The organism is Massilia pseudoviolaceinigra (assembly GCF_030846505.1).
GTDB lineage: Bacteria > Pseudomonadota > Gammaproteobacteria > Burkholderiales > Burkholderiaceae_D > Telluria_A > Telluria_A violaceinigra.
Genome location: NZ_JAVCWL010000012.1, coordinates 1 through 20,040, shown reverse-complemented (window position 1 = coordinate 20,040; position 20,040 = coordinate 1). Strand labels below are relative to the sequence as shown.

Sequence of the window (20,040 nt, the reverse complement as noted above, 5' to 3'; positions counted from 1 at the left end):
AAGCGCTTGCAGACAAGCTTACTGCGTGGCGCTGCCTCCCATGATTTGAAAGAAGTCCACCGGATAAATCATCTCATAGCCGTAGAATCCCGAGGATTGGCTGCCCTTCCCGGCCGGCTTGTTCTTGAGCTGCTGGTAGGTACGCGTGGCCAGGGTGCCCCACTGCGGCTGGGTGTCGTACCATTGCGGATGGGCGATGCGCCCTGCGGCCAGCTCCTGCTTGTACAGCCTGTCCAGATACGCCAGCCCGTACACGATATGGTGGTCGTGGTCGGCGCCGCCGCTGCGTGGAACGCGCCGCATCTCGGAATAGTAGAAGGCTTGGTTCGTCTTGTCGTAGCCGTGCTTGACGACATAGTTCAACCCCTGGAACAGCATGTCCTTCAGCTGGTCGTGCCGCACGCCCGATGCTTTTCCCACCGCGGCGAACTGCTTGTCCTGTTCGTAGAACTGGATCACGCTGCTGATCAATGCGCCCGCCATCCACGGATTGGTGCCGGTGGCGATCGCGCCTTCGTGATTGTCCATCTTGCTCATCGTCCAGTAACCGGTGCCGTTGCGGGCATCGTTCAGGCCGATCACCGCGTTCGAGGCAACGCCGGTCGCGGGATTGAAGCCAATGTGCCACAAGGGTGTCTGCCACCGCTGGACCAGATAATTGGCAAGATGGGCCGAGACGCTGCGATGGTAGTCGCTGTTGCCGGTGACGCGCACATATTCGTTCATCACGTACAGCGGCCAGCCGAAATCGCGCTCCGCTTCGCGGTACAGCGCAGGCTTATAGTTGCCGGCCTTGCCGGGGAGGCTGTATTCGATGCCGGCGCTGAAGGGCAGCTTGAAGAAATGCGGCGTGACAACCTTCCACCACCCGGCGATTTCTTCCAGCACGTCGCGGGCACGCTTGTCGCCAGTGAGCAAGTACAGATCGCTCAGGCCGCTGACATGGGCATGCCCCCAATGGAGGCTGCGACCGTCCGTGTCCGCAGTATCGTGCATTTCGGAATTGAGCTCGCCGGCCGGTTGCTGCCTGCCGCCCATGTGGCCGTTCCAATACCCTGAACGCGGGCCGTGATGCACGCCGATGTCCATGAAATTGCGGGTTGCGATGTCGGCCAAGCCAAACCAGCGCTGGTCGCCCGTGCGCAGGAATTGCTTGAAGAAGTTGTTCGAGCCGACATGCGTATCGTTGTAAAAGCCGGGGATGCGCACGCCGTTTTCCACGCGGGTCCAGCCGGGACGCCGGCGGGCGCCGAAATCGTGCCAGCCGTAACTGTTGCCGACCTTGCCGGCCTCGGGCGGATGATTGAAACTCGGCAGGTAGATATCGCGCATCAGGCTGGCATCGTAGCCGGTCGTGGCGGTGGCTGGGGCGCCGACGTCGATCTCGCCGAAGACACGGGATTGCGCATACCACGCGCGCTCGGCCAGCAGGTCGAAGCTGTGGCGCTGGTAGCTGTCGTTCATGCTGGCCAGTGCCGGGCTGGCTGCGACGGCATTGCCGAACGCCAGGCGTAGCTGGTAAGTCTTGGCCCCGCCCTGGCGGTGGAAATACAGGGTGTTCGGCCGCTTGTAGACGCCGCCCGACTGGGCGGGCATGGCCAGATCGGCCGCTGCGCCGACCGAGCGTTCGGGGAACAGGGCGGCAGTGATCACGTTGCCGTTAATGTTAAGTTCATTGGGAAACTGCTGCCAGAAGTCCCTGACCATGAGCATCATGTGGCGCTTGCCGGTATCGACGGCAACCCAGCCGGGCGCCTTCGATCCGCTGCCGACGCCGCTGTAGCCGAATTCGTAGGAGTTTTTCAGTTCGCTTGTGGCATCGGTCCTTGCCGTGAACTTGCCGGTTTGCGAAAGATAGTGTTCGCCACGCACCGTGCCCGCATAGACGCTGCCATTGTCGCCGCCAAAACGGTAGCTGGCGGCGCTGTCCGAGCGGTAATTCCAGCGCATGCGCAGCGCTTTCGCCGCGATCGCCAGGGCCGGTGCGCGCAGCTCGACGTTCGGTTCGAGGCGGTCGTCGATGACCGTGGTTTCGATGTCGACCTTGTCGGAACCGCGGCTGGCGTAATAGCGCACCAGGTATTTCATCAGGACCGTGCCGCTGGCGTCCGTCAGCGATCCCTGGGCCTTCAGCACCACGCGCACAGGACCGATTTCCTCGACGCTGACGACGGCATCGCGCGCACCGGACGCCGTGTAGTCACGGTTGTCGAAGGCATTGAGCATGACGAGGTCGCCGCTATCGATGACTTGTTCATCGCTGTCGAAGCGGCCGTTGCCATCGGCGTCGCGCCACAGGGCGCCGATCATTCCCTGCCGGTTGAGCACGAATTTCAGCGGGCCGGTGTCCACCGTGAGGTCGGCGCCCGCGGCGCCGGTAACGGACAGCGGACGCACCAGCGGCTTGCGGCTCACGCCCGGACCGTAGGCGACGCGAAAGCTGGTGGCACTGCCGACATCGGCTACCACGTTCAACAAGGCGACCTTGACCGAGCCGTCCGGCCAGGTGGCGAGCGCGTCGAACTGGGCATCAATTTCCCTGCTGCCATCGCCAGTGTCTAAGCGTAGGTTGGCCACCGATTTCAAGGTGCCGATGGGAAAGGGAATGCCGGTATGCAGCGGTACCGACGATGCCGCCGGTCCTGCATTCAAGGTCAGCGGAAGATAGCGGTCGGCGGCGCCGGGAAAGGGCCCGGCAGCAACAGCGAAATGGGGGGCACAGGCCAGCATCAGCACAGCGGCAATGGCGGAGGGTTGGGCCGACAGCGCATGGACGCGTTGGCGAAGTGATCGGTATGGCATTCGGGACCTCCTGAAATACTGTTCCTTGAGGAACAAGCGGCGAGAATCGGGGGCCCGAGATGACATGGATCAGCATCGTTGTGGGCACATAGGCAGTGATCATTGTATTTACGAGTATACAAAATAGCAATTTTTTATTGGCAATGTGAGTCCCGGCATACTGCCTGACCTCGGGATCGCAAGTGCAGTGCCGTGTCGGCAAATCCATCCCTCGATTGGCGGGCATCGCGAGGTGAGATCCTCGGGTTGGTGTAAGCGTAGTTGATACCCGTCGGCTGTTTGCTGTACACGAAGTTGACAGACATGGCACGGCTACTGTCATGAATGTCTTAAAAATCAGGTACTTGAGATGGTCGCGCGAGTGGCATGGCGCTTGCATATAGATGAGTACGGCAAACTTATCAGCAGGCGAGGACACGATGACAGCAGCAGCGTACGAGAATTTCAGGACCGAAGGCTATGCGCTGGCGGGCCACGCGAACGATCTGCCGCGGCGCGTCAGGCTGTACCAGCGCGTTTATCAGGATTCCGGCAAGCGCCTGACATTCGCGTTGATCGCAGCGCACGGCACCTTGTGGGCGTCGGGCTATTTCAAGCTGGGAATGCTCGGCGCGCGCATCGCCTCGCTGCCGTGGCTGTGCATGCCCGACATGCGCGCTCGGAAGCTTGCGGCGGTTGCCGCGTTTGTGGACCGCTTTCGCAGCATCAACCGCCAAGTCTGCGCCGAATCGTACGCCATTTTCTACTACACCAGACAGCATGGCGGCAGCGCCTTCATCCGCTCGGTGATCGGTGACCGTTTCACCGATTTGCTGATCGACTGCCATGCGTCCTGCGAGGCCGGTACCGCGTATCCGCGCCACAAGCGCGAACAGTTATTTCACGCCCTGATCGCGTGGGAGCAGGACCAGATTGTCGTACCCGGCGTGGAGGAAGCCTTCGCCAGCTTCGACTGGCCTCTGATTGCCTGGCTGGCCAAGCGTCCGGTGATCCGGTTTGCCTATTTCGGCAAACACGACCGCCTGCGCTTCATCGATTTCGCCCGCAAGGAAGAACGCCTGGCCGCAGGTGTGCAAGCTTGCCGGCTCGCGGAAGAGTTGGGGTTGCAAGCGGTCGAAGACGCGCTGGGCAGGCCGGATTCAACGGCAACGCAGGCGTTGGGCAACTTGAGGAAATTGGGGGAGCTTGTGGGACGGACGGGCCAAGTCCGTGCTGTGAGGACGCAGCGCCAATGGTCGCGCGACTGGCTTGAGTAAGTGCGCAATCACCGTCGGCGCGCGGCCAACGCCCGCACCTTGGCCTCGCGCTGTGCAATGAGATCGTCAGTGACGGTTGCAATCCCCACTTGAAAAGGCCGTGGCGTCCTTGCCGGTTGTATCGATGCTGCCGCAATCGATCTTGCTCTCTCCGACCGGCGTGCTGCTTCAGCCGGATCCGCGCATCACAGCGCCGGTGCCGGCTCCCAATCCGCACAAGGTGCCCGGTCGAGCAGCGCACTGACCAGCGCACCCAACTCGACGCCAAGATGTTGACGTGCCGCTGCGCTTCCAGCATCGGCGCGGCGCGGCGCGGCGCGCATTGTTGACGAAGGCGCTGAAGGAAGTCCAGTCGCGCGCAAGATGCTCGACAATAATGCGCGCCAGCTCGTATGAAAGCAGGTTGCCCTCATCCGGACGAAGGAAGGACTGGCCCGACCAAAACTGTTGAATTTCCGCTGTCCCCCAGAACGCCAGCAGTCTCTCTTTCAATTCCCTGCCCTCGTCGGGCGCTGCCGGCAAGGGGCATAGGCGCCGCTCGGTATTGACCGCAAGCCCTTCGTCCAACCAGGTCGGAAGTGCCAGATGGGCCAGGGCGCTGTGCGTCAATTCATGGGCGATGATGGGTTCAATGGCCGCCAGGTCGCCGCTGGGGACGACGAAATGCGCGCAGCCGGCATTCACGAACACACCGCCACTGGCCGCGAAGTGCCCGCCGTCCGGGTAATAGCACAGGATATATTGATAATATGATTCCAGGCTATCCGTGACGAACAACACGCTTTTTTCGTCCTCGTCGAATCGGGCAATGCCGTCCAGCACGCTGCGGATGCGCGTGCGCGTGGTGCTGATATACCCGGCCGTGGCGCGAACGACCCGGTTTTCCATCGATGACAGCAGGTAGGCGTGTTCGAACTCGTGCAACTGGAAATGATCGCCACAGGCGTCGCGCAGGTGCAGCAGCCAGGCACGCTTTCCGGCGGCGTTGGCGCCGCGCACATCGGCCGGCTGCGGGGCTTGAGAAGCCCAGCGGACCAGCGCAGGCCAGTCGAGCAGGGGCACGCCGTCAACGGCGGCCAGATGCGCCCGCACATCAAATACCGGCAAGCCCGAACGCGCCAGCACCTCTGGCGCCGCGGCAGTGAGCAGATTCGGCAATGCTTCCTCGCTTGCCACTCCGCGCTCGCGGCGTACGCGCATTTCCAGCCAGGCCACGAACAAACCGATAAAGGGGGTAATCCAGATCACGGCGATGACCATGTTCTGCTGAAAGCGGGAAAGGTTGCTGCGCCGCACGCGCCAGATGGTGTACAGATTCAGGCTGACCAGCACGGCGAATATGAAATGAATGATCGTCACGTTAGCAGGAAGGAGGATGGATGTAAAAAACGGCACCGGGATTGCTCCTCGGTGCCGTTTTCGTGTGCGTCTAAGCTAGATTACGCTTCGTCGCTGTGCTGTGCCGCAGTGTTGTCTTCCATGGCTTGCAGTTCGGTGGCCATGTTGGCCTTCTCGGCATCGAGCAGCGCCTTGCGCTCTTCCACTTCCCACGCCTCTTTTTCCTTCTTGGCGCGGTGGAATGCCAGACCGGTACCGCCAGGAATCAGGCGGCCGACGATGACGTTCTCTTTCAGGCCGCGCAGCGAATCGCGCTTGCCCATGATCGCCGCTTCCGTCAGCACGCGGGTGGTTTCCTGGAACGATGCAGCCGAGATGAACGAATCGGTCGACAAGGATGCCTTGGTAATACCCAGCAGTACGTTTTCGTACGTTGCAGGGATCTTGCCGGCGGCGATCACGCGATCGTTTTCGTCCAGCAGCTCCGAACGCTCGACCTGTTCGCCGACGATGTAGTTCGCATCGCCCGCTTCCACGATCTGCACGCGGCGCAGCATCTGGCGCACGATCACTTCGATGTGCTTGTCGTTAATCTTCACGCCCTGCAGACGGTACACGTCCTGCACTTCGTCGACGATGTAACGCGCCAGCGCTTCGATACCCAGCAGACGCAGGATGTCTTGCGGATCGGCCGGGCCGTCCACGATCATCTCGCCCTTGTTCACTACCTGGCCGTCGTGTACCAGCACTTGCTTGTCCTTGGTGATCAGGAACTCGTGCTTGTTGCCGTCCATGTCCGTGATTTCCAGACGCTGCTTGCCCTTGGTTTCTTTACCAAACGCAACCGTACCCGTGACTTCCGCCAGCATGCCGGCGTCTTTCGGCGAACGCGCTTCGAACAGCTCGGCAACCCGTGGCAGACCACCGGTAATGTCGCGCGTTTTTTGCGATTCCGTCGGAATACGTGCCAGCACTTCGCCGACCGATACCGATTGACCGTCCTTGACCATGATCAGCGCGCCGACCTGGAAGCCGATCGCCACCGAGTGTTCGGTACCGGCAATCTTGACTTCTTCGTTGACGTCGTTGAGCAGCTTGACTTGCGGACGCAGCGTTTTGGTCAGGGAACCGCGACGCTTCGCATCGATCGCCACCAGGGTTGCCAGACCGGTCACATCATCGACCTGACGTGCAACGGTGACGCCTTCTTCGACGTTCTCGAAGCGAACGGTACCGGCGTACTCGGTAATGATCGGACGGGTCAGCGGATCCCAGGTCGCCAGGGCCGTACCGGCCTTGATGACCATGCCATCCTTGACAATCAGGGTCGCGCCGTACGGCACTTTATGACGCTCGCGCTCACGGCCGTGGTCGTCCGTGATCAGCACTTCGCCGGAACGGGAAATGACGATCTGGGCGCCCTTGCCATTGGTAACGTAACGCATGGTCGCGGTGAAACGGATGGTACCGTTCGACTTCGCTTCCACCGACGAGGCCACTGCCGCACGCGATGCCGCACCACCGATGTGGAAGGTACGCATGGTCAGCTGGGTACCCGGCTCACCAATCGACTGCGCAGCGACCACACCAACCGCTTCGCCGGCGTTGACCAGCATGCCGCGGCCCAGGTCGCGGCCATAGCACTTGGCGCACAGGCCGAAGCGCGTGTCGCAAGTGAGTGGCGTGCGAACCTTGACTTCGTCGATCGACAGGCGTTCGATTTCTTCGACCATGTCTTCGTCGAGCAGGGTGCCAGCTTCGTACAGCGTTTCCTGGGTTTCAGGATTGACGACGTCATGCACGTTGACACGGCCGAGGATACGGTCGCGCAGCGGCTCGATCACTTCACCGCCTTCGACCATCGCCTTCATCAGCGCGCCGTTGGTGGTGCCGCAATCGTCCTCGATCACAACCAGATCCTGGGTCACGTCGACCAGACGGCGGGTCAGGTAACCCGAGTTCGCCGTTTTCAGTGCCGTATCGGCCAGACCTTTACGAGCGCCGTGGGTCGAAATGAAGTACTGCAACACGTTCAGACCTTCGCGGAAGTTCGCGGTAATCGGCGTTTCGATAATCGAACCATCCGGCTTGGCCATCAGGCCTCGCATACCAGCCAACTGGCGAATCTGGGCTGCCGAACCGCGCGCGCCCGAGTCGGCCATCATGTAAATCGCGTTGAACGATTCCTGGGTTGATTTCGTTCCGTCGCGCTTGACGACATCTTCTACTTTCAACTGGTCCATCATCGCCTTGCCGACTTCGTCCGAGGTCTTGCCCCAGATGTCGACGACCTTGTTGTAACGCTCGCCCGCGGTGACCAGACCGGAAGCGTACTGCTGCTCGATCTGCTTGACTTCCTGCTCTGCAGCGGAAATCAGGGTCACTTTTTGTGGTGGTACCAGCATGTCGTCGACGCAGATCGAGATACCGGCGCGCGTCGCGAGACGGAAACCGGACTGCATCAGCTTGTCGGCGAACACGACGGTGGCACGCAGGCCGCACTTGCGGAACGACGTGTTGATCAGCTTCGAAATCTCTTTCTTCTTCAGGGCGCGGTTCAGTACGGAGAACGGCAAGCCCTTCGGCAGGATTTCGGACAGGATCGCACGGCCGACCGTGGTTTCGTAGCGCGTGACGGTGCGCACGAATTCGCCGGTCTCGGCATCCTTCGGGTTCTCGACGATACGCACGGTAATGCGGGTCGTCAGTTCGACTTCCTTGTTGTCGTAGGCGCGGATCACTTCCGAGACGTCGGTAAACAGCATACCTTCGTTCTTGGCGTTGATCGCTTCACGCGTCGCGTAGTACAGACCGAGCACGATATCCTGGGACGGCACGATCGACGGTTCGCCGTTCGACGGGAACAGGATGTTGTTCGACGCCAGCATCAAGGTACGCGCTTCCATCTGCGCTTCGATCGACAGTGGAACGTGGACCGCCATCTGGTCACCGTCGAAGTCGGCGTTGAACGCCGCGCAGACGAGTGGGTGCAGCTGGATGGCCTTGCCTTCAATCAGGACTGGCTCGAACGCCTGGATACCCAGACGGTGAAGCGTAGGCGCACGGTTGAGCATGACCGGGTGTTCGCGGATCACGTCTTCCAGGATGTCCCACACGACCGGTTCCTGGATCTCGACCAGCTTTTTGGCGGCCTTGATCGTCGTTGCCAGACCCATCAGTTCGAGCTTGTTGAAAATGAATGGCTTGAACAGTTCCAGGGCCATCAGTTTCGGCAAGCCGCACTGGTGCAGTTTGAGCTGAGGACCGACCACGATGACCGAACGGCCCGAATAGTCGACGCGCTTGCCCAGCAAGTTCTGACGGAAACGGCCGCCTTTACCCTTGATCATTTCAGCGAGCGACTTCAGCGGACGCTTGTTCGCGCCCGTCATCGCTTTACCGCGACGGCCGTTATCCAGCAGCGAATCGACCGCTTCTTGCAGCATGCGCTTTTCGTTACGCGTAATGATTTCCGGAGCGCGCAATTCCATCAGGCGCTTCAGGCGGTTATTACGGTTGATAACGCGGCGATACAGGTCGTTCAGGTCGGAGGTCGCAAAGCGGCCGCCGTCGAGCGGTACCAGCGGACGCAGTTCCGGCGGCAGCACTGGCAGCACTTCCATGATCATCCAGTCCGGCTTGATGCCCGAACGCTGGAATGCCTCGAGCACTTTGAGGCGCTTGGCGTATTTCTTGATCTTCGCTTCGGACTTCGATTCCTTCAGTTCCACGCGCAGGGCTTCGGCATCGCGATGGATGTCGATCGAACGCAGCAGTTCACGGATACCTTCGGCGCCCATGAAGGCGGTGAAGTCGTCGCCGTACTCTTCGTACTTGGCGGCGTAGTCGTCTTCCGACATGATCTGGCACTTCTTCAGCGGGGTCATGCCTGGATCGGTGACCACATATGCTTCGAAGTACAGCACGCGTTCGATATCGCGCAACGTCATGTCCAGGACCATGCCCAGACGCGACGGCAGCGACTTCAGGAACCAGATGTGCGCGGTTGGCGAAGCGAGCTCGATGTGGCCCATGCGCTCACGGCGCACCTTGGCCAAGGTGACTTCGACGCCGCACTTTTCGCAGATCACACCGCGGTGTTTCAAGCGCTTGTACTTGCCGCACAGGCACTCGTAATCCTTGATAGGACCAAAAATCTTGGCGCAGAACAGACCGTCGCGTTCTGGCTTGAAGGTACGGTAGTTGATGGTTTCCGGCTTTTTTACTTCGCCGTAGGACCACGAACGGATTTTTTCAGGCGACGCCAGACCAATCTTGATCGCGTCGAACGTTTCGTTTTGCTGAACTTGCTTGAATAGATCGAGCAGTGCTTTCATGTATCACTCCAGGTGATGGAACTTCTATATTACATCCACCAATGCGTTGCGCCGTCGCCCCCGCGAAGGCGGGGGTCCATAGCACGGCAGATCCGAGGTGCTATGGATCCCCGCCTGCGCGGGGACGACGAGGTGGCGCTATCAGTTACGCTCGAGGTCGATATCGATACCCAGCGAACGAATCTCTTTCACCAGCACGTTGAACGATTCCGGCATACCCGCGTCGATCACATGGTCGCCTTTGACCAGGTTTTCGTACACTTTGGTACGGCCGTTCACGTCATCCGACTTGACGGTCAGCATTTCTTGCAGCACATACGATGCGCCGTACGCTTCCAGTGCCCAGACTTCCATCTCACCGAAACGCTGGCCACCGAACTGGGCTTTACCGCCCAGTGGCTGCTGCGTAACGAGCGAGTAAGGACCGGTCGAACGCGCGTGCATCTTGTCGTCGACCAAGTGGTGCAGCTTCAGTACGTGCATGTAGCCAACAGTTACCTTGCGCTCGAACGATTCGCCGGTGCGGCCGTCGTACATCGTGACCTGGTTCTTCGACGGTGTCATGCCGAGTTTGGTCGCGATATGGTCAGGATACGCCAGGTCCAGCATGCGATGGATTTCCGACTCGTGCGCACCGTCGAACACTGGCGTCGCGAAAGGCACGCCGTTCTTCAGGTTTTGCGCCAGGGTCATGATCTCGTCGTCGCTGAAGTTGTCCAGGTCTTCCGTCTTGCCGGTTTCGTTGTAGATCAGGTTCAGGAACTTGCGCATTTCCTGGACCTTGGCTTGCGCTTTCAGCATTTCGCCGATGCGCAGGCCGAGGCCCTTGGCTGCCCAACCCAAGTGGGTCTCGAGAATCTGACCGACGTTCATCCGCGACGGAACGCCCAGCGGGTTCAGCACGATGTCGGCCGGGGTACCGTCCGCCATGTACGGCATGTCTTCGACTGGCACGATACGGGAAACCACACCCTTGTTACCGTGACGGCCGGCCATCTTGTCGCCCGACTGCAGGCGGCGCTTGACGGCCAGGTACACTTTGACCATCTTTTGCACGCCAGGTTGCAGCTCATCACCCTGGGTCAACTTCTTGCGCTTCTCTTCGAAGGCTAGGTCGAACTGGTGACGCTTCTCGGCGATCGATTCCTTGATCGCTTCGAGGGCAGTGGCGGCATCGTCGTCAGCTGGACGGATATCGAACCAGTGGTACTTGTCGAGGTCGTCGAGGTACTCTTTGGTGATCTTCGCGCCCTTGGCCAGCTTTTTAGGGCCGCCGTTGACAACTTTGTTGATCAGCATTTTTTCCAGACGCTGGAAGGCATCGCCTTCCACAATACGCATCTGGTCGTTCAGGTCGAGGCGGAAACGCTTGAGTTCATCATCGATGATCTGCTGGGCGCGCTTGTCGCGGACGATGCCTTCACGGGTAAACACTTGCACGTCGATCACGGTGCCGACCATGCCCGAAGGCACGCGCAGCGAGGTGTCTTTGACGTCAGATGCTTTCTCGCCGAAAATCGCGCGCAGCAGCTTTTCTTCCGGGGTCAGCTGGGTTTCGCCTTTTGGCGTCACTTTACCGACCAGGGTGTCGCCAGCCTGCACTTCCGCACCGATGTAGACGATGCCGGACTCATCCAGACGAGCCAGCTGGTTTTCCGCCAGGTTCGAGATGTCGCGCGTGATTTCTTCGGCGCCCAGCTTGGTATCGCGTGCCACAACCGACAACTCTTCGATGTGAATCGAGGTGTAGCGGTCGTCTTTCACGACGTTTTCCGAGATCAGGATCGAATCCTCGAAGTTCAGACCGTTCCATGGCATAAATGCCACGAGCATGTTCTGACCCAGAGCCAGTTCGCCCAGATCGGTCGAGGCGCCATCGGCGATCACGTCGCGCTTGGCGACACGGTCGCCCACTTGCACGATCGGACGCTGGTTGATGTTGGTGTTCTGGTTGGAACGGGTGTACTTGATCAGGTTGTAGATATCCACGCCGACTTCGCCCGCCAGTGCTTCGTCGTCGTTGACGCGAATCACGACACGGCCCGCATCGATGTAATCGACCACGCCGCCACGCAGCGCTTGCACGGTGGTGCCGGAGTCGACTGCCACGGTGCGTTCGATACCGGTACCGACGAAGGCTTTTTCAGGGCGCAGGCAAGGAACGGCCTGGCGCTGCATGTTGGCACCCATCAATGCGCGGTTCGCATCATCGTGTTCGAGGAACGGGATCAGGGACGCTGCGACCGAGACGATCTGGCCAGGGGCGACGTCCATGTACTGGATGCGCTCTGGCGAGACCAGGATCGTTTCGCCGGCTTCACGTGCGGAAACCAGTTCATCGGACAAGGTACCCTCTTTCGAGATGGTCGCATTCGCCTGGGCGATGATGTAGCGGCCTTCTTCGATCGCGGACAGATAGTCGATCTTGTCGGTGACCATGCTGTTTTCGACCTTGCGGTACGGCGTCTCGAGGAAGCCGTATTCGTTCAGGCGGGCAAACAGTGCCAGCGAGTTGATCAGACCAATGTTCGGGCCCTCTGGCGTTTCGATCGGGCACACGCGGCCGTAGTGGGTCGGGTGCACGTCGCGCACTTCGAAGCCGGCACGTTCGCGGGTCAGACCACCAGGTCCGAGCGCGGAAACGCGGCGCTTGTGGGTGATTTCCGACAGCGGGTTGGTCTGGTCCATAAACTGCGACAGCTGGGACGAACCGAAGAACTCGCGAATCGCGGCCGAAATCGGCTTCGAGTTGATCAGGTCGTGCGGCATCAGGTTGTCCGCTTCGGCCTGGCCGAGGCGTTCCTTGACGGCGCGCTCAACGCGTACCAGGCCGGCACGGAATTGATTCTCCGCCAGTTCGCCGACGCAACGTACGCGACGGTTACCCAGGTGATCGATATCGTCGACTTCACCGCGGCCATTGCGCAGTTCCACCAGGATCTTGATCACAGCCAGGACGTCGTCGTTCGACAGGGTCATCATGCCAGTCAGTTCATCGCGGCCGATGCGGCGGTTGAACTTCATGCGGCCGACGGCCGACAGGTCGTAGCGCTCAGGGCTGTAGAACAGGCCGTTGAACAGCGCTTCGACCGAGTCTTCGGTTGGCGGCTCGCCTGGGCGCATCATGCGGTAGATCGCCACTTTCGCGGCCATCTGGTCGGCGGTGTCGTCGATACGCAGGGTTTGCGAGATGTAGCCACCCTGGTCGAGGTCGTTCGTGTACAGGGTCTGGATTTCGCTCACGGAAGCGTCGCGCAGGCGGCCCAGGACGTCTTCGGTCAGCTCGTCGTTGGCCGACGCGATGACTTCGCCGGTGTCCGAATCGACGATGTTCTTGGCCAGCACACGGCCAAGCAGGTAGTCTTCAGGCACGGAAATGTGCTTGATGCCGGCCGCTTCGATATCGCGCACGTGCTTGGCGTTGATACGCTTGTCTTTCAGCACCAGGGTCTTGCCGGATTTGTCCACAATGTCGAAACGCGCGACTTCGCCACGCAGGCGTTCGGCGACGAATTCCATCTCGGCGCCTTCGGAGCGCAGGTTGAAATTGTCGAATACGAAGAAGTTCGCCAGGATCTGTTCGTGCGACATCCCGATAGCCTTCAGCAGGATCGTCACAGGCATCTTGCGGCGGCGGTCGACGCGGAAGAACAGGATGTCCTTCGGATCGAACTCGAAGTCCAGCCACGAGCCGCGGTAAGGAATGATCCGTGCCGAGAACAACAGCTTGCCCGACGAGTGGGTCTTGCCGCGGTCGTGTTCGAAGAACACGCCAGGCGAACGGTGCAGCTGCGAGACGATCACGCGCTCGGTACCGTTGATGACGAACGAGCCGGTGGTCGTCATGAGCGGCAATTCGCCCATGTAAACTTCTTGCTCTTTCATTTCCTTAACCACAGGCTTGGTCGGCGATTCCTTATCCAGAATCACCAGACGCACCTTGGCGCGCAGCGGCGACGCGAACGTCAGGCCACGCTGTTGGCATTCCTTGACGTCGAAGGCCGGGTCACCCAGGACATACGACAGGAATTCGAGACGCGCAAAACCATTGTGCGACACGATAGGGAAAATCGAGGTGAAAGCCGACTGCAGGCCATCGTTCTTGCGGGTCGACGGGATGGTATCCGCTTGCAAGAAATTCTCGTAGGATTCGAGCTGTGTAGCCAGAAGGAAGGGAACGTTGTGAACGTTGGCGCGCTTCGCGAATGACTTGCGAATGCGTTTCTTCTCAGTAAATGAGTAGTGCATGGACACTCCGTGAGTGACAGAAAGGATGAGAATTCAGGAATTTCCAGGGCCGGGCGCGCACTAGAAAGGCCTCAAGTCTCGAACTTTTTGCCAGGTGATAAGAAGATAATACGAATACTACAGGGTGCTGCTTAAGCGTTACTTATACGACAGGGACGACAAAAGAGCCAAAGCCGCATCCTCCCCCTTTCGGGGGAGGACCGCAAGCTTTGACTCCGGCGCAGAACTGAACGCCAAATAAGGCTTTGTTGCTATTACTTGATTTCGGCTTTCGCGCCAGCTTCTTCCAGCTTTTTCTTGCCGGCTTCAGCGTCAGCTTTCGAGATCGCTTCTTTAACCGTTTTTGGTGCGCCATCGACCAGGTCTTTAGCTTCTTTCAAGCCCAGGCCGGTGATTTCGCGAACAGCTTTAATGACGCCAACTTTGTTCGCGCCGAAATCAGCCAGAACCAGGTTGAATTCGGTCTGCTCTTCTTTTTCAACAGCTGCTGCACCGCCGCCGCCGCCAGCGACTGCAACTGCAGCTGCCGATACGCCGAATTTTTCTTCGAATGCCTTGACCAGGTCGTTCAGGTCCATTACGGACATTTCGCCAACTGCTGCCAGGATGTCGTCTTTGCTGATTGCCATTTGAAACTCCATTTATTTTGTCGAGGACAGGACCGCTGTGCGGCAATGTCCTCTAATACGTTGTATAGATTGGTATTGACTAAAAAAGTGCAAGGGTAATCGCGAACGATTACGCTGCTGCTGGGGCTTCTTCTGCTGCTGCAGTTTCTTCTGCAGGAGCGGCGCCTTCGCCTTTTTTCGCTGCCAGGGCAGCCAGACCACGTGCAAAGCTCGCAACCGGCGTCAGCATCAGACCCAGGATCTGGGAGATGAGGACTTCACGGCTAGGAATGCTTGCCAACGCGACAACAGCTGCTTTATCCAGCTGTTTGCCTGCGTAGTTACCTGCGGTAATAACCAGTTTGTCGTTGGTTTTAGCAAAGTCAGCGATGACTTTAGCTGCTGCAACGGCATCATCCGAGATCGAGTAGATCAGCGGACCGACCATCGAGTCGGCCAGGTTAGCAAACTGCGTACCTTCAACGGATTTGCGAGCCAGCGTGTTCTTCAGAACACGCAGGTACACACCCTGGGTACGCGCTTTGGCACGAAGTTGCGTCAAGTGACCAACCTGGATGCCACGATATTCGGCCACGACGATCGTTTGCGCAGTTGCTACTTTTGCGGAAACTTCGGCGACGACGGCCTTTTTGTCATTCAGATTGAGACCCACGGTCAACCTCCTAAAATGATGCGCGGCAAATGCCTTGCATCGGTTCGAACAACGGCGTCCGACGTTTAGAAGTACAACTGAGCGGATGAATTCACGCAGCGGGACTAACAAAACTTGCTCGGGTGCACCATCTGCGTTGGGTGATCTATTAACCTCCGGCCTGCCTGCTGCCTTCAGCCCAACGGTCTTTGATTGTCTGCCCTGACTTGCGCCCGGACATCCCAAAGAGTCGCCACGGTGTGCACCGTGGACTTAATTCTATAAAACTTAAGCTGCCAGGGAACCCTGGTCGACGCGAACGCCGGCGCCCATGGTCGACGACAGGGCTACCTTGCGCAGGTAAACACCTTTCGACGAGGCTGGCTTAGCCTTGTTCAGTGCATCGATCAGCGCAACCAGGTTGGCTTTCAGGTCAGCGTCAGCGAACGATTTACGGCCGATCGTTGCGTGGATGATACCTGCCTTGTCGGTACGATACTGAACCTGGCCGGCTTTCGCGTTTTTCACGGCGGTAGCGACGTCAGGAGTAACAGTGCCGACTTTCGGGTTAGGCATCAGGCCGCGTGGTCCCAGGATCTGGCCCAGGGTACCAACGATACGCATGGTATCTGGCGAAGCGATGACGATATCGAAAGGCATGTTGCCGGCTTTAACCATCTCAGCCAGGTCTTCCATACCAACGATGTCGGCGCCGGCAGCTTTTGCCTGCTCGGCTTTTTCGCCGGTTGCAAATACTGCAACGCGAACGGTCTTGCCGGTGCCTGCTGGCAGAACGACGGAGCCGCGCACGACTTGATCCGACTTCTTAGGATCCACGCCCAGCTGAACCGATACGTCGATCGATTCGTTGAACTTGGCGGTGGCGAATTCTTTCACCAGAGCGACTGCATTGTCGAAGCCGTAGGACTTGTTACGGTCGACCTTGGCTTTGATTGCTTTAACGCGTTTGGACAGCTTAGCCATTACAGACCCTCCACCGTGATGCCGATCGAACGAGCGGAACCGGCGATGATGCGCACTGCGGCATCCATGTCGGCAGCGGTCAGATCCGGCTGTTTGATTTTAGCGATTTCTTCAGCTTGAGCGCGGGTCAGCTTGCCTACCTTGGTGGTATGTGGCGTTGGCGAACCTTTAGTGATGCCGGCGAACTTCTTGATCAGGTAGGTTGCTGGAGGCGTCTTCATCACGAAAGTGAAGGACTTGTCCGCGAACGCCGTGATCACGACTGGGATTGGCATACCTGGCTCTTGACCCTGGGTCTGGGCGTTGAACGCCTTGCAGAATTCCATGATGTTCAGGCCGCGCTGACCCAGTGCTGGGCCAATCGGTGGGGATGGGTTTGCTTTACCAGCTGGCACTTGCAGCTTGATAAAACCAATGATTTTCTTTGCCATGATGGCTCCTATCTTGGATTGAGTAGTAGCGCCCCGCCGGTACAATCATGGCAGGGCTCCTCTTACCGGGTTCCGCTTAAACTACCGCGACGCCCCGATTAGGCGTTTCACAAAAAATTGGATTCCCGCCGAGTGCCGCCTTGGCGCGAGGATGTAATCGGCATTGATGCCGATTACACTTTCTCGACCTGGCCGAACTCGAGTTCGACAGGCGTTGCACGACCAAAAATGGTAACCGAGACGCGCACTTTGGATTTTTCGTAATTGACTTCTTCGACGTTGCCGTTGAAGTCGGTAAACGGACCATCCTTGATACGCACTTGCTCGCCCACTTCGTACAGCACTTTCGGGCGCGGCTTCTCGATGCCTTCTTGCATCTGCTGCATGATCTTGTCGATTTCGCGCGCGGGAATCGGCGTCGGCTTGTTCGACTTACCGCCAATAAAGCCGGTGACCTTGCTGGTGTTCTTGACCAGGTGCCAGGTCTCGTCCGTCATTTCCATTTCAACCAGCACATAGCCTGGGAAGAAACGACGTTCGGTGACCGACTTCTGGCCATTCTTGACTTCAACGACTTCTTCGACCGGCACCAGGATGCGGCCGAACTGATCTTGCATACCGGCGCGCTCGACGCGCTCGGTCAGTGCGCGCATGACACTTTTTTCCATGCCAGAATAAGCATGCACAACGTACCAGCGCTTGTTGCTAACTGGCACGCTCAGCGCTGCAGCAGCGTCTTGTGCCGGAGCTTCTACGCCCGGCTCCGAAGCGTCGGCCGCCGAAGCGTCGGCCGCCAATGCATCCGCCGCCGGAGCGTCGACCGCAGGTTCGCCGGCCGCATCATCTTGCACATTTTCGCTCATGTTATTTCCAACCCAGGATCACGTCGTACAACAAAAATTCAAGCATCTTGTCCGTGCCCCACAGGAACAGCGCCATGACGGTCACAAACGCAAACACGATACCCGTGATCTGCATAGCTTCTTTGGGAGCGGGCCAAACGACTTTCTTGGTCTCGCGCACCGACTCTTTGGCGAAATTCAAGAACTCACGGCCACTGGACGAGGTCCACAAAAGCAGGACGGCAAAAACTAAACCAGCCGCGAGTGCGGAACCGCACATCCAAGCTGGTTTACTTTGGCCCTTCAGGTAGAAGAACCCGACGACCCCTGCAATCGCGGCAACCACTGCCAGCGCGACTTTAAACTTGTCGTTCGACGTGCTGACGGTTTGCACGGATTGATTAGACATACGTTTTTACTTTCGGTGCCCTGCACCAGAACGGTGGCAGGGACGGAGGGCATCGAACCCCCAACCTTCGGTTTTGGAGACCGACGCTCTGCCAATTGAGCTACGTCCCTACGTAAAACTTCAGTGGAATCAGCAATTATACCATCGTCCGGCCGCTGATGGCAAATTGCTGATTGCGGCGGAGCGCCGGACGGAGAGTCCGGGCTCGCCCTAACTAATTACTTACCAGCTACTTCGCTGAGAATCTTTGCAACAACACCTGCACCAACGGTACGGCCACCTTCGCGGATTGCGAAACGCAGGCCTTCTTCCATCGCGATCGGGTTGATCAGCTTGACGGTGATCGACACGTTATCGCCTGGCATAACCATTTCTTTGTCCGCTGGCAACTCGATCGAACCAGTCACGTCCGTGGTACGGAAGTAGAACTGTGGACGATAGTTGTTGAAGAACGGGGTGTGACGGCCGCCTTCGTCTTTCGACAGGACGTAGATCTCACCGGTGAAGTGGTTGTGCGGCTTGATCGAGTTTGGCTTGGCCAGAACCTGACCACGCTGTACGTCTTCACGCTTGGTGCCGCGCAGCAGCAGACCGACGTTGTCGCCGGCTTGACCCTGGTCCAGCAGCTTGCGGAACATTTCCACGCCGGTGCAAGTGGTCTTGACGGTGTCGGAGATGCCGACGATTTCGATTTCTTCGCCGACTTTAACAACACCGCGCTCGATACGGCCGGTCACAACGGTGCCGCGACCCGAGATCGAGAACACGTCTTCCACAGGCATCAGAAAGGCGCCGTCGATAGCGCGCTCTGGCGTTGGGATGTAGCTGTCGAGTGCGTCGGCCAGAGCCATGATCGCCACTTCGCCCATTTCGCCGGTGTTGCCTTCGAGGGCCATACGTGCCGAACCCTTGATGATTGGCAGGTCGTCGCCTGGGAACTCGTATTTCGACAAGAGCTCGCGCACTTCCATTTCAACCAGTTCCAGCAGTTCTGCATCGTCGACCAGGTCGCACTTGTTCAGGAACACGATGATGTATGGAACGCCAACCTGGCGTGCCAGCAGGATGTGTTCGCGGGTCTGCGGCATTGGGCCGTCAGCTGCGGAGCAAACCAGGATCGCGCCGTCCATCTGTGCTGCGCCGGTGATCATGTTCTTGATGTAATCGGCGTGGCCTGGACAGTCAACGTGAGCGTAGTGGCGGTTAGCCGTTTCGTACTCGACGTGAGCGGTGTTGATGGTGATGCCGCGCGCTTTTTCTTCTGGTGCTGCATCGATCTGGTCGTATGCTTTTGCTTCGCCGCCGAATTTCTTCGACAGAACGGTTGCGATAGCTGCCGTCAGGGTGGTCTTGCCGTGATCAACGTGTCCGATGGTACCGACGTTGACGTGCGGCTTGGTCCGTTCGAATTTACCTTTTGCCATTTTAGACTCCTAACGATTTTGAGTGTGACCAGGCACGCGCCTGACTAACTATTGAATACTGCGAATGTTACGAATGCCTGAAGCACTGAATTCTGGTGCCCTTTACGTGGATTGAACACGTGGCCTCTCCCTTACCAAGGGAGTGCTCTACCACTGAGCTAAAAGGGCGATTATGTATTACGATTTTGCGATCTTGCTGCCACCGATCGCGCATTGCATGAAGCACTGGAGCGGGTGAAGGGAATCGAACCCTCGTCGTAAGCTTGGAAGGCTTCTGCTCTACCATTGAGCTACACCCGCGAGTTACTACTTCACCGACTACAACATCTTCTGCAACAACTTGGTGGAGGGGGCTGGATTCGAACCAGCGTACTCATAGAGAACAGATTTACAGTCTGTCGCCTTTAACCACTCGGCCACCCCTCCGCGAGGAACCGCAGAGTATGAAGCAAGATCAATCTACTGTCAATTATATTTGCAGGGTGCTTTCTGCTATCTCATTGACGTCTTGCTTCGGGGCGTGATTGTAACGGGAAGAAGTCGGGATGTGCAAGGGCTGGACGAAAAAATGTGAAATCTTTTTTTGGAGGGCTATGTGGCCCTCCCTCTCCCCACTCCTTCCCCTTCCCCGCCGCCGCCGCCGCCGTCATTCCCGCACAGGCGGGAATGACGGTTGGGGTGTAGGGATGACGTATGGGCGCGGGAATGA

General features: G+C 58.6%; 12 protein-coding genes and 4 tRNA genes. 1 reads left to right on the top strand and 15 read right to left on the bottom strand.

From position 1 onward, the window contains the following. Nucleotides 1-18: 18 nt before the first annotated feature. The gene (locus tag RBA40_RS13390) at nt 19-2,802 is read right to left on the bottom strand and encodes an exo-rhamnogalacturonan lyase family protein (protein WP_306648347.1); all 2,784 of its coding nucleotides are present in this window, start codon (nt 2,800-2,802) and stop codon (nt 19-21) included. Nucleotides 2,803-3,221: 419 nt separating this feature from the next. On the opposite strand from RBA40_RS13390, the gene RBA40_RS13385 reads away from it, so the two are divergent. After that, complete coding sequence (locus RBA40_RS13385) at nt 3,222-4,058, top strand: hypothetical protein (protein ID WP_306648346.1); 837 nt, start codon at nt 3,222-3,224, stop codon at nt 4,056-4,058. Nucleotides 4,059-4,226: 168 nt separating this feature from the next. On the opposite strand, the gene RBA40_RS13380 is transcribed toward RBA40_RS13385, so the two are convergent. The 14 genes from RBA40_RS13380 to RBA40_RS13315 form a co-directional block, all read right to left on the bottom strand. Beyond that, entirely contained in the window at nt 4,227-5,453 is a 1,227-nt protein-coding gene (locus RBA40_RS13380) for a hypothetical protein (RefSeq protein ID WP_306648345.1), read from the bottom strand. Between the two features lie 44 nt (nt 5,454-5,497). Then, nucleotides 5,498-9,733, bottom strand: a complete 4,236-nt coding sequence (gene rpoC, locus RBA40_RS13375) for a DNA-directed RNA polymerase subunit beta' (protein ID WP_099873746.1) — start codon at nt 9,731-9,733, stop codon at nt 5,498-5,500. 141 nt (nt 9,734-9,874) lie between these two features. After that, complete coding sequence (gene rpoB / locus RBA40_RS13370) at nt 9,875-13,981, bottom strand: DNA-directed RNA polymerase subunit beta (protein ID WP_099873745.1); 4,107 nt, start codon at nt 13,979-13,981, stop codon at nt 9,875-9,877. 254 nt (nt 13,982-14,235) lie between these two features. Next, nucleotides 14,236-14,610, bottom strand: a complete 375-nt coding sequence (gene rplL, locus RBA40_RS13365) for a 50S ribosomal protein L7/L12 (RefSeq protein ID WP_306648344.1) — start codon at nt 14,608-14,610, stop codon at nt 14,236-14,238. Between the two features lie 109 nt (nt 14,611-14,719). After that, the gene (gene rplJ, locus RBA40_RS13360; protein ID WP_306648343.1) at nt 14,720-15,262 is read right to left on the bottom strand and encodes a 50S ribosomal protein L10; all 543 of its coding nucleotides are present in this window, start codon (nt 15,260-15,262) and stop codon (nt 14,720-14,722) included. A 267-nt stretch (nt 15,263-15,529) separates the two neighbouring features. Further along, nucleotides 15,530-16,225 carry a 50S ribosomal protein L1 gene (gene rplA / locus RBA40_RS13355; protein ID WP_054265746.1) on the bottom strand — a complete coding sequence of 232 codons (696 nt, stop codon included), beginning with the start codon at nt 16,223-16,225 and terminating at the stop codon, nt 15,530-15,532. After that, nucleotides 16,225-16,656 carry a 50S ribosomal protein L11 gene (gene rplK, locus RBA40_RS13350; RefSeq protein WP_054265745.1) on the bottom strand — a complete coding sequence of 144 codons (432 nt, stop codon included), beginning with the start codon at nt 16,654-16,656 and terminating at the stop codon, nt 16,225-16,227. Before rplK ends, rplA begins: the two co-directional genes overlap by 1 nt. A 173-nt stretch (nt 16,657-16,829) precedes the next feature. Then, nucleotides 16,830-17,519, bottom strand: a complete 690-nt coding sequence (nusG, locus tag RBA40_RS13345; protein WP_306648342.1) for a transcription termination/antitermination protein NusG — start codon at nt 17,517-17,519, stop codon at nt 16,830-16,832. 1 nt (nt 17,520) lies between these two features. After that, the gene (gene secE, locus RBA40_RS13340; protein WP_099873742.1) at nt 17,521-17,907 is read right to left on the bottom strand and encodes a preprotein translocase subunit SecE; all 387 of its coding nucleotides are present in this window, start codon (nt 17,905-17,907) and stop codon (nt 17,521-17,523) included. 34 nt (nt 17,908-17,941) lie between these two features. Further along, a tRNA-Trp gene (locus tag RBA40_RS13335) sits at nt 17,942-18,017 on the bottom strand. Nucleotides 18,018-18,125: 108 nt separating this feature from the next. Then, nucleotides 18,126-19,331: an elongation factor Tu gene (gene tuf / locus RBA40_RS13330; RefSeq protein WP_099873741.1), complete on the bottom strand. Its 1,206-nt coding sequence runs from the start codon at nt 19,329-19,331 to the stop codon at nt 18,126-18,128. A 93-nt stretch (nt 19,332-19,424) separates the two neighbouring features. Next, nucleotides 19,425-19,499, bottom strand: a tRNA-Thr gene (locus RBA40_RS13325). Nucleotides 19,500-19,557: 58 nt separating this feature from the next. Then, nucleotides 19,558-19,631 (bottom strand) — tRNA-Gly (locus RBA40_RS13320). A 41-nt stretch (nt 19,632-19,672) separates the two neighbouring features. Next, nucleotides 19,673-19,757: transfer RNA gene (locus RBA40_RS13315), tRNA-Tyr, on the bottom strand. Nucleotides 19,758-20,040: the final 283 nt, after the last annotated feature.